General features: G+C 57.5%; 10 protein-coding genes. 4 read left to right on the top strand and 6 right to left on the bottom strand.

The features are described from left to right. The 5 genes from EJQ19_RS24555 to EJQ19_RS24535 form a co-directional block, all read right to left on the bottom strand. A partial coding sequence (locus tag EJQ19_RS24555; RefSeq protein WP_420901699.1) for a carbohydrate ABC transporter permease occupies window positions 1-833 on the bottom strand: 833 nt, incomplete at its 3' end. A 51-nt stretch (window positions 834-884) separates the two neighbouring features. After that, window positions 885-1,760, bottom strand: a complete 876-nt coding sequence (locus EJQ19_RS24550) for a carbohydrate ABC transporter permease (protein ID WP_126143882.1) — start codon at window positions 1,758-1,760, stop codon at window positions 885-887. An 83-nt stretch (window positions 1,761-1,843) separates the two neighbouring features. Next, a complete protein-coding gene (locus tag EJQ19_RS24545; RefSeq protein WP_126143881.1) occupies window positions 1,844-3,187 on the bottom strand; it encodes an extracellular solute-binding protein in 1,344 nt (447 codons plus the stop codon). Between the two features lie 131 nt (window positions 3,188-3,318). Beyond that, on the bottom strand, window positions 3,319-4,920 hold the full coding sequence (locus EJQ19_RS24540; RefSeq protein ID WP_126143880.1) for a response regulator transcription factor: 1,602 nt from the start codon (window positions 4,918-4,920) through the stop codon (window positions 3,319-3,321). Continuing rightward, window positions 4,917-6,713, bottom strand: coding sequence for a cache domain-containing sensor histidine kinase (locus EJQ19_RS24535; protein WP_126143879.1), 1,797 nt, complete (start codon window positions 6,711-6,713; stop codon window positions 4,917-4,919). Before EJQ19_RS24535 ends, EJQ19_RS24540 begins: the two co-directional genes overlap by 4 nt. Before the next feature lie 555 nt (window positions 6,714-7,268). Between EJQ19_RS24535 and EJQ19_RS24530 the strand changes: the two genes are divergently transcribed. The 4 genes from EJQ19_RS24530 to EJQ19_RS24515 all read left to right on the top strand — a co-directional run bounded on the left by EJQ19_RS24530 (window position 7,269) and on the right by EJQ19_RS24515 (window position 11,877). Next, window positions 7,269-7,934: a helix-turn-helix transcriptional regulator gene (locus EJQ19_RS24530; RefSeq protein WP_126143878.1), complete on the top strand. Its 666-nt coding sequence runs from the start codon at window positions 7,269-7,271 to the stop codon at window positions 7,932-7,934. Beyond that, a complete protein-coding gene (locus EJQ19_RS24525) occupies window positions 7,931-9,043 on the top strand; it encodes an alanine racemase (RefSeq protein WP_126143877.1) in 1,113 nt (370 codons plus the stop codon). The genes EJQ19_RS24530 and EJQ19_RS24525 overlap by 4 nt, the downstream gene beginning before the upstream one ends. Window positions 9,044-9,554: 511 nt before the next feature. Beyond that, the gene (locus EJQ19_RS24520) at window positions 9,555-11,162 is read left to right on the top strand and encodes an N-acyl-D-amino-acid deacylase family protein (protein WP_126143876.1); all 1,608 of its coding nucleotides are present in this window, start codon (window positions 9,555-9,557) and stop codon (window positions 11,160-11,162) included. Between the two features lie 250 nt (window positions 11,163-11,412). After that, window positions 11,413-11,877, top strand: coding sequence for a RidA family protein (locus tag EJQ19_RS24515; protein WP_126143875.1), 465 nt, complete (start codon window positions 11,413-11,415; stop codon window positions 11,875-11,877). Window positions 11,878-12,409: 532 nt separating this feature from the next. On the opposite strand, the gene EJQ19_RS24510 is transcribed toward EJQ19_RS24515, so the two are convergent. Continuing rightward, window positions 12,410-14,125 (bottom strand): methyl-accepting chemotaxis protein, encoded by a 1,716-nt coding sequence (locus EJQ19_RS24510; RefSeq protein ID WP_126143874.1) that lies wholly within the window; start codon window positions 14,123-14,125, stop codon window positions 12,410-12,412. Window positions 14,126-14,199 lie beyond the last annotated feature (74 nt).

Genomic DNA, 14,199 nt, shown 5'->3' with positions numbered 1-14,199 from the left:
ACCGCCCCCGCCGTCATGCCCTTCATGATCTGTTCCTGGAACAGTAGGAACACGATAATCGTCGGCAGCACAGCGATGGCCAGCGCGGCCATGGTCAGCTCGTAGTCGGTCATGTAGCCGGTGGCGAAGGACGACAGGCTGAGCGGCACGGTTTTGAGCGCCGGCTTGCTGATGAAGACGAGCGCGAAGGCGAAGTCGTTCCAGAAGCGCAGGAAGCCAAGAATGGCGACGGTGGACAGCGCCGGAACGCTGAGCGGCAGCATCATGCGGAAGAAGATGCCCCAATAGCCGGTGCCGTCGATCAGGGCGGCTTCCTCGATTTCTTTTGGAATGGAGATGAGGTATGCCGCCACCACGAAAATGGCTAACGGCAGCTCAAACGCCGTATAAGGAAGAACCAGCGCGCCGTAGGAGTTGAGCAGGCCGATTTTTTTCATCATAATAAAGAGCGGCACGAGGGTGCTGTGAATCGGGATGAGCATCCCGAGCAGGAACAAGCCCATCATGAACCCCTTCAGCTTAAACTCGAACCGGGCCAGCACAAAAGCCGCCAGCGCACCAAGCACCAGTGTCAGCACAAGCGAAAGGACCGTGACGACCGTCGAGTTCCACAGCGATAGCCCCATCCCCGACACCTTCCACGCCCGGACGAGATTGTCCCATTTCCATACCGTAGGCAGCAGAAACGGCCTCGAATAAAACTCTTCATTCGATTTAACGGCACTAATAAATAACCAGATTAACGGATAGACGGTAACCAGCGCGTACAGGGAAAGTCCTGCATTCACAACGCCGCGCCCCCATCTTTTGCGTTTTGAAGCTCCTGCGGGCATCCCCGCCGGTATCGCTACGGCCTGCGCCATGCCGATCCCTCCTGACAAGTTTTAGCGGTAATCCCGCTTCATTAGATACTGGCTGCCGACAATCAGAATCAGGCTCAAAATAATGATCGCCGTCGAGATCGCACTGCCGAAGCCAAAGCGGTACACATTGAACGTGGAGTTATACATATAAGAAGCAAGCAATTCAGTCGAATGCGCCGGGCCCCCGCCGGTCATGACGTAGATCAGGTCGAACGCTTTTAAGCTGCCCGAAATACAGAGCACGACCGCCACCTTCACCGTATCCCAAATCATCGGCAGCGTGACCGCGAACAGCTTGCGCGTCGGCCCCACCCCATCGAGCTGCGCGGCGTCTTCGATTTCAGGCGAAATATTTTGAAGCGCCGCGATGAACATAATCATATACGGACCAATATAATTCCAGATGATCGGCACCATGAGGGCGAACATCGATACTTTCGGATCGGAGAGCCAAGCTTTTTTCCAGCTATCAAGTCCAATGCCATCCAGCAAAAAATTCAAAATCCCGATCTGCGGATGATAAATATACCCCCAAATAATTCCGACAACGACGGATGACAGCACCATCGGCATAAAGACGGACGCTCGGATCACGCGTTGAAACAGTGTGCTGCGGGTCAGCAGCAGCGCCAATACCAGAGCGATCGGCACTTGCCCGAAGACCGAGGCGGCGACGATGTACATGTTGTTTTTAAACGATTTCCAGAAAATCGGGTCTTTCACGACCTCCAGATAGTTATCGAAGCCGATGAACTTGGCCGCGCCTATCCCTTTCCAATCAAAAAATCCATAATACGCCGACCAAAAAATCGGCACGATGACGAAAATCAAGTAAACGACCAAGGCGGGCAGGAGCCCTAGGGTAATGAAGCCTCTCAACCGTGCGGATACGCTCATAACGCTCCTCCCTCTCATGCTTGTTGGAAAAAAAGTCCCCAGCCCTGCCGGAGCTGAAGCTGGAGACTTGATACAGCCGATTTTTATTTGCCTGCGGCTTTTACGTGGGCATCTTGAATTTTCTTCGCGACGTCCTCTGGCTTACCGCCCATGAGCAGCTCTTGCAAGCCGTTGTTCACCACATCCGCAGTCGCCGAGGTTAATTTGCCGTCGTAAACCGGCGTCATTTTCACACTGCCCATCAGCTTATACACTTCCGCAAAGATCGAGGTCACCTTGGACGTATCCAGGTTCACGTTATAGGAGACAAGCTGGTTGCTTTCCAAAATCGCCTTCTGCGCTTCCGGACCGGACAGCGCGTAGATCAGCTCATAGGCCGCTTGCTTCTTTGCGCCCGTTACGTTCTTACTCATGCCAAGCCCTGTGCCCACGACGCCGGACAGCGTGTTCGGATCGCCTTTGCCGTTCGGCACGGAAGGCAGCACCGTCACCGCCATATTCGCCAGCGCTTCTTTGGAAGCGGAAGCTGCGAGGTTCGTCAGCGCCCAACCGCCGTCGATCATCATTGCTGCTTTGCCTTGCGCGAACATTTGTTCCATCTGCGTATTGTCGATGGCATTGAAGCCATCCTGGAAGGCGCCGGCTTTGCCGAGCTGCTGCAGATACGTTAACGCTTGGACGAATTCCGGATCCGTGAATTTGGCACCTTTTTGATCGACCGCGTTCAGGAACCACTGCGTGCCCGTCACCCGGTCAGCCAACGAGCTGAGAATCGAGGACTGCGCCACCCACGCCGCTTTGTTGCCAAGCGCGATCGGTGTGACGTTAGCCTTTTTGAACGTATCCACCAGTTTCATGAGATCGTCCCATGTCTTTGGCGGCTGTGCACCGTTCTTTGCAAAAATTTCTTTATTATAGTAGAGAATCGACGTTGGCGATAAGGCCATGGGTGCGCTGTAGGTTTTGCCGTCAAGGGTGAAGTCGTCGAAGGAGCCTGGCATAAAGCCTTTTTTCCAATCCGGCTTGCTGTCCAGCAGCTCATTGATCGGCTGAATCAGGTTGCCCGCGACAAATTCCTTCGTCATCACGCCAGGCCACATCACGAACAGATCCGGCATTTCGTTCGCCGCAGCGACCGTTTTCAGGCGAGGACGGTAGCCGTCCGGCGGAATCGCTTGAATATCCAGCTCGACGTTCGGATGATCTTTCTTAAACTTTTCCATGTATTCGCGCATCGTTTTCGCCCGAAGATCTTCGCCCGTGTAGTTATGCCAAATCGAGAGCTTGACCTTCTCCGCCGGTTTGCCGGCGTCTGTTTTTGGCGTTTCGCTCTGTTTCGCCCCATCCGTTGTTCCGCTTGATCCACAACCTGCCAGCAGAGACAGCGATACAGCCGCCGCCAGAATTACGATGAATGATTTCTTCATAAATTCGACCTCCTCATAAGTTGCCTAGCCGATTCCCCTATGTGTCTCCTTGCTGCTTGCTACACTCTCAGTATAGGGGACATCCGCCCGAGGGGGTACGGGAGAGACTTCGGCGCGAAGGGGGTCATTTCTCAGTCTTTCCGCATTTGCCGGAATTCCGACGGGGTCTGTCCGGTGTGCTTTTTGAATTGTTGTGTAAAATATTTGATGTCCTCATAGCCCACGCTCTTGGCCACGTCCGCCACTTTCGTCTGCGTCTCGGAGACGATCTCCATCGCCCGGTTCATCCGCTCGCGCGTGACGAATTCGAGGTAGGTGCAGCCAGTTTCCCTTTTGAACACCTCGCTAAAATGGTTCGGATTCACGTGCACATACCCCGCCACCTGCTGGAGGGTAATCGGGAGATGCAGATTCTCCCGAATGTACGCAATCGCCTTATGAATATACGCGTACCGCCCCTGCTCAACCCCTTGATGGAACCGCGTCATCACCGCGGACAGCGCCTTGAACACATCTTCCTCCGGCTTGCCGTCGCCCTCGAACGTCGGCAAAGGCGGCGGCGTCAGGTCGCTTTGGGTGCTGCTCGCCCGCTCCAGCCAGCGGTAGCCGCTGATGACCATGGATTGCAGGTAGCCCTGCACCGACAGCGGCGTCGCCGACGCATCCTCAAGCTGCGCGCGGACCTTCTGGTTCACCCAATGCCGCAGTTCCGTGGCATTATCGCTCATCAAAATGGCGGCAAGCTCCTTCTCTTCCTTCTCCGTGCACACTGTGCGGCTGCCGCTGCGCGCCGCGATGTCCTCCGACGTGTAGAGGCCCTGCAAAGGCAGCAGGCCTTGAAACGCCAGCACGTCCTGTGCGGCCCTGTACGAGTCGCGCAGTTCTTCTTCGCTGTGCGCGGGCGTGCCGAGCGCGGCAAATGCGGCGCATTTCAGCGTCTCCGTCACGCGCTTCAGCGCCTTGTTGAGTCCGGCCTGGTCGGTCAGGCCGGGCTGGATACGAAGGACGAGCAGGACGTAGTCCTTCGTCTGGAGCGCGATGCACGGCAGCAGCTCGTGCAGGATGTTCTCGCCCGCGCCGAGCAGCAGGTCGGCGATCGGCGGGTCGCCCCAGCCGCTGAGGGCGACGAGCATGACCTGCTTCGGCGCAGCGAAGCAGGGTGCGGCAGGCGCGAAGGCGTCGCCTGCCACAGGCGCACTTGCGGCGTCGACGGCGGGCTCGACGCCGCTGCGGACGAGCCAGGCGTGGAGCTGCGCCCGCGCCGTCTCGTCGTCCTGCAGGCCGCGTGTGAGCGCCCGCTCCAGCAGCTGCCGGCGCAGCGCCGCCTGCTGGAGATGGTCCTGTTTCACCGAGGCCCATTTGTCGAGGATATTCTGCTTCGCTTTGAGCGCGGCTTTCATGATCTCCTCCGGACGGCTCGTCTTGAGGAGATAGTCCGTCACGCCGCCGCGCAAAGCCTGCTGCGCATAGCTGAAGTCGTCATAGCCCGTCAGGATGACGACCTCTGTGTCCGGCAGCAGCTTTTTGATCTCCGCCGAGAGCTGGATCCCATCCATGCCCGGCATCCGAATGTCGGTCAGCACAATGTGCGGCTTCTCCGTCGGGATGCGCTCCAGCGCCTCCTCGGCCGACTCCGCCGCCGGCAGCAGCTCCAGCCCCAGCTCTTTCCAGTCGATCACCGTGCACAATCCTCTGCGGATGATCACTTCATCGTCTACAATAAGCAGTCTCATGTCGTCTGTTCGCCCCTGTCGTAAGGAATCGTGAAAGCAATGCGCGTGCCTGTCCCCTGTGTGCTGTCGACCGTGAGGCCGGACTGCGGCCCATAATGCAGCAGCAAGCGCCGATGAACATTAACGAGGCCGTAGCTGGTCACGGTGCGGACCGCTTCCCGGTCAGCAGCGCTCCGGAGGCCCAACTCTTGGGTCGCCGCCGTCAGCACGCCCTGAATCTCGCGCAGTTTGAGCTCGTCCATGCCGATGCCCGTGTCCTCGACAACGAACTTCATTTCCGTTTCGCGCAGTTCGCCGTGGACGTAGATGTGCCCTTTCGCTTTTTTCTTCTGGATGCCGTGAATCATGCTGTTCTCAATGAGCGGCTGAAGCAGCAGCTTAAGCATCGGCAATGGAAGCAGCTCCGGGTCGAAGAAAAACTCGATCTCGAACTGATCGGGAAATCGGATCGACTGGATGTAGGCGTAGTTCTGGGCATGAGCGACTTCCTGCTGCACGAGACAGAACTCTTCCCCTTTGTTCAGGGAGAAACGCAGGAAGTCACTGAGGGCCCCAACCATTTCAGCAATCTGCCGATCCTGGTTCATAAGTGCGATCCAATGGATCGAGGACAGCGTGTTGTAAAGGAAATGCGGATTAATCTGCGCCTGCAGCGCCAATATGTCCGCCTCCTTCTTCATCGCTTCGTTCAGCTGCACCTGCTCCTTGAGCCGGCCGATCCGCTCGCTCAGCTTGTTGTAGCTGTGCACGAGCAGCCCGACCTCGTCGGTGCTCTTGACCTCGATCGTCGGCGTCGCTTCGTCGGGGTTCAGGTCTTTGAGAGACTTTGTGAGCTTCATCAGCGGGTTCGTGACCCATCGCAGAAAATACAGCACAAGCCCCATCGCAATGAGCAGCGCGATCACAACGGTCACCGCTGTTACGTTGAGAACGAAGCGGTTCTGTTTCTGGTAAATCTCGGTCGGGATGAAGCCGACCAGCTTCCACCCAATACCCGACAGGGTATTGTACAACACCGTGTACGGCGTCATGCCCTGCAAGACGTTGGACACGCCGACGGGGCTTGAAAACGGATGCATACCGGGAAATACGTCGGCGATGTCCCGCATCTGCCAGCCCGGATCGCCGCCGGCAATGATCTGATTCTCGCTGTCCAGCATGACGACAAAGCCGCTCGTCTCCCAGCCTGCGGTGGTCAAATAGCTGGCGAGCTCTTTTTGATCCAGAGAGAACGACAGCGTGCCCAGCGTCTTGAATGTGCTGAAATCGCGGATCGGCCGCACGAGTGAGATGACTTTTTTCGGGCCGTCCGTCGTTTGAATCTCATACAGCGGAGACCACCATTTGGGCGCCGATTGGATCGCCTTTTCGTACTGTAGGATGAGCGGAGTCAGCCCTGATTTCGTAATCGTCGTTGTGCTTAGCGCCGGGTTGTTATCGCGAGGATCGATCGTGATATTGGCGATATATTTTTTGGAGGAGGACAGGTTCCATAAGGTGCCCACGATCTGCGAATAGCTGTTGACGTCACCTTCCTCGCTGCTGAGGTAGTTCTGAATATCCTTCTGCCCGATCAAAAACATCGACATGTTCTCCACGTCTTGGATGACGAAGTTCAGCTTGTCGGAAATCTGTTTGAGCGTCGTCAAGCCGGCGCTTTTGGCTTTATCCTCGGTTACGGACGTCGCGATGCCGTATGATACGAAGCCGAGCGAAACAAGCGGCAGGATGACGGCGAATAAAATAAGCAGCGAGAGCTTGCGGTTAAGCGATTTGGTGAACCAACGCCTCATGTTCTATGCCTCCGTATAGGGTGTGATGATCTTGGTACCATACTATCACGATTGAAGATGGAAAATCATACTTTTTTTCAGTCGACCAAACTTTTTGTTTGATTTTCTAAAACTTTGTGTTAGTATGGGCTCAATATCATCGGATTGAGTCTCTCATCTCCGCTCGCCATTAACGGTGCACCCGTTCTGCGGGTTGCAGGCTTGGCGATTCATGGAGAGTCCTCCTGTACTTGCCGCTTTGGGAGGAGAACCTGCATTTTCTACATGAAATTCGGAGAAAGGCCGACGATTCGGCAATGGATCCTGTATTTTGTACAGGTAATTCGTCGCCCTGCCCCTCCTTTTAGGGGAAAAGAACGCTCTGGCCGGAATTTTACTGTAGGTTTTACATGATTTCTAAGCTTCGAGCCTCTATTCGGGAAAATTACCTGTACATTTTGCAGGAAACAACCCGAAATGCTGAGAATATTCTTGCCCCCGCCGTCATACAGCGCGAAGGCGGGATGAAGAGTCTCGGGTGAAACTACGATGTCCACCAAAGGAGGAAACCCGCTCTTGGAATCGATTCGAGATGAATTTGAGTTTTTGACAGGGCTCGTGCACGGCCTTGCCGCACAGTTCGGCGAGAACTGCGAAGTGGTCCTCCACGACTTGACCGGCTCCTACGAGAGCACGATTGTCGCCATCGCCAACGGCCACATTACCGGACGCAAAGTCGGCGATCCCGGCACGAATCTCGGCCTGGAGCTGCTGCGGGGCAATCACGACAACGGCAACCGGTTCAATTATTTGACCCAGACGAAGGAAGGCCGCATTCTGCGCTCCTCATCCATGTACATGAAGAACAAAGCCGGCACGATCATCGGCTCGCTCTGCATCAACTTTGACATCACCGAACTGATGGTCGCGGAGAAAACGCTGCAAAGCCTCATCTCTCCCGGCGGCACCGAGCAGACAGAAGTCAAGGAATCGTTCGTGACGAGTGTCAGCGATTTGCTTGACGCGTTGATTCAGGAAGCGCAGGAGATCATCGGCAAGCCGGTCGCCATGATGACCAAAGAGGATAAAATCCGCATGATTGGGCTGCTCGACGCCAAAGGCGCGTTCCTGATCAAAAAAGGCGGCGAAAAAATATGCACGTATCTTAATATTTCCAAATATACCCTGTACAGTCATCTGGAAGAAGGCAAAAGCCTCGCGAAAGAGAGTGATCCTTCATGAGCATTCGGTATCCGTTAGAAACCCCGTGCGTGCTGATCGACACGGAGGTCATGCAGCGCAACATCGCGGCGATGGCGGCTGTGGCGGCGAAGCACGGCATCAAGCTGCGCCCCCATGCCAAAACGCATAAGCTGCCTTCGGTCGCTTTGCGGCAAGTCGCGGCTGGCGCCGTCGGCGTAACGGTCGCCAAGGTGTCCGAGGCCGAGGTCATGGCTGCAGGCGGTGTGCGCAGCATTTTTATCGCATATCCGCTCGTGACGCCGGGCAAAATCGAGCGCGCCGTCCGGCTCAGCGAGCAGATCGAGCTGATCGTCGGTGTGGACAGCCTGGCGGGAGCTCAGCTGCTGGAAGAGACAGCTGCGCGGCTGGGCGCGACGCTTCAGGTGCGGCTCGAGATCGACACCGGACTGCGGCGCACCGGAGTCGGGTTTGAGGCGGCGCTCGGGATCGCCGGCGAGATTGCACGGCTGCCGCACTTGCGGCTGACCGGCATTTATACGTTCCGCGGCGCGGTGCTCTCCGGCAAGCCGACGCTCGACCTCGAAGCCGCGGGCTTCGAGGAAGGCACGCTGATGGCGCTGCTTGCGAAGCGCCTGCGGGCGCACGGCCACGCCATCGTGGACGTGAGCGTCGGCTCGACGCCGACGGCGGCGTACGCCGCGGCGGTAGACGGCGTGACGGAGATTCGCCCCGGCACGTACGTGTACCAAGACCGCATGCAAGCGAAGTTCGGCGTATGCGGTCTGGACGACTGCGCCGGGAGCGTACTCGTCACGGTGGTGAGCCGCCCGGCGGCGGACCTGGCGATCCTCGACGGCGGCAGCAAGACGTTCGCGACCGACGTGCAGCCCGGCACGCAGCCCTTGCAGCTGGTCGGCTTCGGCCACGTTGTGGGCCTGCCGGACGCGGTGCTCGCCCGCATGAACGAGGAGCACGGCATGCTGGAGCTTGGGCCTGAAGCGCAGGCGGTCGACCTGAAGGTCGGCGATCAGCTGCGCATTATTCCGAATCACATTTGTTCCACGGTGAATTTGCATAATGAGGTCGTGATGGTGCAGGGAGACAAGTTTGAGCGCGTATCTGTATCGGCAAGGGGAATGTTGGAGTAGTTGGCATCCGGCAGTTGGTCGGTGGCGACTTAGCGATAGTTCGGACGGCCTCTGAGGAGTTTGGGTAGTGGAGTAGCTTGGAGTGCTTGGAGTGACTTGGAGTAGCTTGGAGTAGCTTGGAGTGCTTGGAGTGCTTGGAGTGACTTTGAGTGACTTGGAGTAGCTTGGGTTGACCAACGGGACTTGGAGACCACTGGGAGAATACTGGGGGATGGAGGATTAGGCTCCCTCTTCTCCACAAAAATCAGAATAATCCGACAACAATATTACACGTTGCGCGAAACTAAGCTTGAAACCTGCAAATAGGCAGGAATGTCTCAGTGCTCCCTTCCATTTTGGGCCAAAGCCTGCGAATCTGCAGGAATCCTCCATTGAAAAGGCCTGGATTCAGCAAAGTAGAGGAAAAAACTGCACCTTAGCAGGCTTCCTCTCTATCCGATCAAAAACCAAAGAAATTCCTGCCTTTTTGCAGGCTTCGGAAAGTCTTACATATTCAGGAGGGTGAAACTCAATGTTGGATCTGCTGCTCAAAAACGGCCGCATCGTCGACGGCACCGGGAATCCTTGGTTCGCTGGCGACGTCGGCATTAAAAATAACCAAATCGTCGCTGTCGGTCATCTGCACGACGAAGCGGCGAAGACCATCGACGTGCAGCGCCAAGTGATCGCGCCGGGCTTTATCGACGGGCACTGCCACTCCGATCTGATGATTTTTGACCATCCGCATAGCGAAATCAAAATGCGCCAAGGCGTCACCGCCGAGGTCGTCGGCAACTGCGGCCTCGCCCCTGCCCCGTTCGTGCCGGCGCAAGCCGAACTGCTGCAAAGCTACGTGCAGCCGGTACTCGGCCGCACGAGCTGGCCGTGGCCGTGGGAATCGGTCGGGGACTATATGGAAGCGCTCTCCGCTTCCCGCCCGTCCGAGCATATGGCCACGTACGTCGCTCACGGCGCGCTGCGCATCGCCGTGATGGGCTTCGCGAACCGGGCTGCGACACCGGCCGAGCTCGCCCGCATGAAAGAGCTGCTCGCCGAAGGCATGAAGGCCGGCGCGATCGGACTCTCCATCGGGCTGCTCTACGCGCCCGGCAGCTACACCACAAAAGAGGAAATTGCCGAGCTGTGCTCGGTGCTTCCTCCTTACCATGGCCTCCTCTCCACGCATATTCGCGGAGAGGGCAACAACCTTTTGCCTTCGGTGGCAGAAGTCATCTGGATCGCCGAGCAAGCCGGCGTCTCCCTCCACATCTCCCACCTCAAAGCGGCCGGCAAACGCAACTGGGGGCAGATCGAGGATGCGCTGAGCCTCATTGAGGACGCACGCGCCAAAGGCATGGATGTCACCTGCGACGTCTATCCCTACAACGCAGGTTCCACGACGCTGACAACCATCCTTCCCCCGTGGGTGCTGGAAGGCGGCATCGCCGCTGCGCTGGAGGTCATGCGCGATCCGGCTTTGCGGGCTCGCATCCGCAAGGAGCTCGGCGAAGAACAAAAGGAGTGGGACAACCTCGTATGCTCCACCGGTTGGCAAAGCGTAATCGTCTCGGCGACGCACACGGAGGCGAACCGCCACCTCGAAGGCATGCACCTTGCCGAGATCAGTGAACTGCGCGGTCAGCATCCGGCAGACTGTATGATGGATCTGCTGCTGGAGGAGGAGGGCCGCATCTCCATCGTCTATTTTCATATGTCGCATAACGATGTGAATCAGGTTGTCGCCTACGACAAGTCGCTGATCGCGTCCGACAGCCTGACATGCGATACCGGCAAGCCGCATCCGCGCTTGTATGGCACGTTCCCGCGCGTGTTTGCGACGTATGTGCGGGAGCAGCGAATTTTGACACTGGAGCAAGCCGTCCGCAAAGTCAGCTCCTTCCCTGTGCAGCGCTTCAAGCTCGGCAAACGGGGGCTGCTGGTGCCGGGGTACATCGCCGACATCGCGGTTTTTGATCCCAATACGATTCAGGATCACGCTACATTTGAAAATCCACGCCAATATCCGAGCGGCATCTCGCACGTCGTTGTAAACGGAGCATTGACGCTGGAAAATGGTACGCACACGCACGCACGCGAAGGTTCGCTCATTCGGGCGCAGCATTGCTGTCACCATCACTAGGCGTACTCACATGCCGCCGCGGCACTGTCTATACGAGCGCAATTCCCATGCATGCCGCGGCACCTTCTCAACGGGCGCAACCCCCATGCATGCCGCTTCTGCGGCATGGTGTAGAAAGCAGTGGCAGCAGCACTAGCTGCACACGCTGGTGCATGGCAGCAGTCCAATCCCGCTTTTGCCCGTTATCCCATCGACTCAGGGCCAGGCTATTCATTCTTTTAACATCATTAACTATTTGGAGGTCATTTTCGTGTCTAAAATCGAACAACGTCTGCAAGAACTCGGTATCACCCTTCCCCCGTCGCCTGAACCGCGCTTCACCTATATTCCGTGCAATCAGACCGGTAACCTGCTCTATTTGTCCGGCCAAGACTGCCGCATTAACGGCGAGCTGATGTACGAAGGCAAGTTGGGCCGCGAAGTGACGATTGAGCAAGGGCAAGCCGCGGCGCGCCAGACGATCATCAACTGCCTCGCTGTGATGAAAGGCTACCTCGGCGACCTCGACCGAGTCGTCAAAATCGTCAAGCTGCTCGGCTTCGTCAACAGTACACCGGGCTTCGGCGACCAGCCGTATGTCATGAACGGCGCGTCCGACTTGCTCGTTTCCGTCTTCGGTGAAAGCGGCAAACATGCCCGCTCCGCCATCGGCACGAGCGACCTGCCCTTCCACACGCCGGTGGAAATCGAGCTGATCGTAGAGATTCGAGAGTAGCGGAAAAGTAACCAACACCGACGGTCTTTCAAACCAACGAAGCTGTGGACACCAACAGCGCTTAGTAAAGCGAAAACCACCGATCAGGGTCTGCGGCCTAATGACGGTGGTTTTTCGCTTGTTGTATAACATCGCCCAATCCCCATCCTGCAAAAACTACAACAAATTCCCAAAAAAGCGCCCATTCGAGGGCAACAACCTGCAGAAACTACAGGAAATGATCAGCATTCCCGCCCATTTCCCACTTTTTAGCGGGGATGGGCCATTTTTTGATGTAGGAAATGCAGGTTCTTCCTCAAAATTTGCTCTCTTATCCTCTTTTTGATGTATGAAATACAGTAACACTGCCCTGATGAGTCGATAAGAGGACCCCGTGAGGGGCGGTTATCGATGAGGGCAATAGCGCCCACATGGAACTAGTGATTCCGCAAGCAAGCAGTAGCCTCCACACTTACACCCATAACCGCTATCTACTCCTACACCCTCCACGCCCTTTCGCATCATACTCATTCTCGCCCCACGCAACGCTCTCCTACACCCGAAACTGCCCAATCCGCTCCTGCAGCTCGGCGGCCATCGCGTTCAGCACCGCGGCGGCGGAGACGATCTCCTCCATGCTCGCGTGCTGGCCTTCCATGCTCGCCGCCACCTGCTGCGCGCCGTTGGCGGTTTCCCCGGCGATGTCGTCGATCGCCCGGATCACCCCAACCGCCGCGCCGGTGCGCGCGGCGATGCTCGCAGCGCTCGCCGAGACCTCGGCGATCTGCTGCGCAACCCCGTCCATCGCCCCGCGGATGCGGGCGAAGGTGGCGCCGGCGGCGCTGACCACGGTCAGCCCCGTGGCGACTTCGCGGCTCCCCGCCTCCGTGGCGAGCCGCACTTCTTCCGTTTCGCCCAGAATGTGCGAAATAAGCTCCGCCACCTCGCCCGCCGCCGCGCTCGTCTGCAGCGACAGCTTGCGCACCTCGTCGGCGACGACGGCGAAGCCTCTGCCGGCGGCGCCGGCCCGTGCCGCCTCGATAGAGGCGTTTAGCGCGAGCATGTTCGTCTGCCGGGAGATCGCGGCGATCATCGCATTCGCGCTGGAGATCGACTCGACGCGCAGGCCGAGCCGTTCGACAGACACAAACAACGCCTGCATGGTGCGGTGGATGGCCTGCATTTGAGCCACGGCACGCTCCACAGAAGCCGTGCCATCACCGGCCTCCAGCTGCGCCCCGGCCGCTCCCTCCTTGGCCGATAAGGCAACCGCCGTGATCTGATCCACCGCAGCTGCCATCTCCTCCATCATCGCCACGCCTTCCTGCACGCTGCGCACCTGGTCCCCCGTCCCCGCGGAGATCAGCTGCACCGTCACGGTGACACGCTCGGACATCTCGCTGACGCCGCCGGCATTGGCGCTCAATTCCTCCGAAGCGGCAGCAACCTGATCGCTGCTGAGGCCTGCCATGCGAATCAAGCTGTGCAGATTGCCCTTCATCGCATTAAATGCGCCAGCAAGCTGACGCAGTTCGTCACGGCTGCTGACCAGTACGTCGGGAATCGTCAAATCCCCGTCTGCCAGCGCCTGCGCCGCGCGTACCAACCGTTTCAACGGTCCGACGATCGCCCGCGCCAGCAGTAAGCCGATCACGGCAGCAAGCACCAACGCCGCCGCGCTTACGCCAATGAGCGTACGCATGGTTGCGGCTACAATCTCATGATTGCGCGCTGTAGAGACCGTCTGTTCAGCAGCCGCAATTTCTTCAATCCGGCCCGCGGCTTCCTTCAACGTTTCCGTCGTCGGAATCGCCCACTGCATCGCCTCCGCTTTCGCAAGCCCCGTATCGCCTTTGCTTGCATAGTCAACGACTTTCTGGACGAGCCGGGCGAATGTCTGATTTGCATCCATCATTGCGGTGATGGCCGTCTGCTCTTCCTCCTGCCCGGCCGCCTTCCCCATCTCCGCGATCGCAGCCGTTAACGCCGCATTCGTTTCCATCAGCATCTGCTGCTTGTCCTTGTTCGGTTCCAGCACGTAACCGAATAATAAGCTCGTCTGCAGCAAATTTTTCTCCTTAATGCCGGCAACCTGCTGAGATGCGCTCCGCTCTCGCTGCAAAAGCTCTGTATAGGTGGTATCCACTTTTTGCAAGTACGTGTACGCTAAACCCGACGTCATGGCCACAAGCAGCGCCACAAACACAAAAGCACCCGCCAATTTAAATCGCAAAGAAATGGCCCAATTGCGTGAAAATCCTTTTTCCATCTACCTTGTGCCCCTTTCTCTCTTCATCTCATTCACCAAAAAAGAAAACGATTACATCCACATCGCAAGAAAAA

The sequence above is a fragment of the Paenibacillus whitsoniae genome (assembly GCF_003955665.1).
GTDB lineage: Bacteria > Bacillota > Bacilli > Paenibacillales > NBRC-103111 > Paenibacillus_E > Paenibacillus_E whitsoniae.
Note: the sequence above shows the minus strand (reverse complement) of the source record. Positions and strands in the feature narration are given on the sequence as shown.

Coding starts and splice junctions, on each gene's coding strand:
- EJQ19_RS24510 (WP_126143874.1), bottom strand. CDS start 14,125: ATGGAAAAAGGATTTTCACGCAATTGGGCCATTTCTTTGCGATTTAAA.
- EJQ19_RS24520 (WP_126143876.1), top strand. CDS start 9,555: ATGTTGGATCTGCTGCTCAAAAACGGCCGCATCGTCGACGGCACCGGG.
- EJQ19_RS24540 (WP_126143880.1), bottom strand. CDS start 4,920: ATGAGACTGCTTATTGTAGACGATGAAGTGATCATCCGCAGAGGATTG.
- EJQ19_RS24525 (WP_126143877.1), top strand. CDS start 7,931: ATGAGCATTCGGTATCCGTTAGAAACCCCGTGCGTGCTGATCGACACG.
- EJQ19_RS24550 (WP_126143882.1), bottom strand. CDS start 1,760: ATGAGCGTATCCGCACGGTTGAGAGGCTTCATTACCCTAGGGCTCCTG.
- EJQ19_RS24535 (WP_126143879.1), bottom strand. CDS start 6,713: ATGAGGCGTTGGTTCACCAAATCGCTTAACCGCAAGCTCTCGCTGCTT.
- EJQ19_RS24545 (WP_126143881.1), bottom strand. CDS start 3,187: ATGAAGAAATCATTCATCGTAATTCTGGCGGCGGCTGTATCGCTGTCT.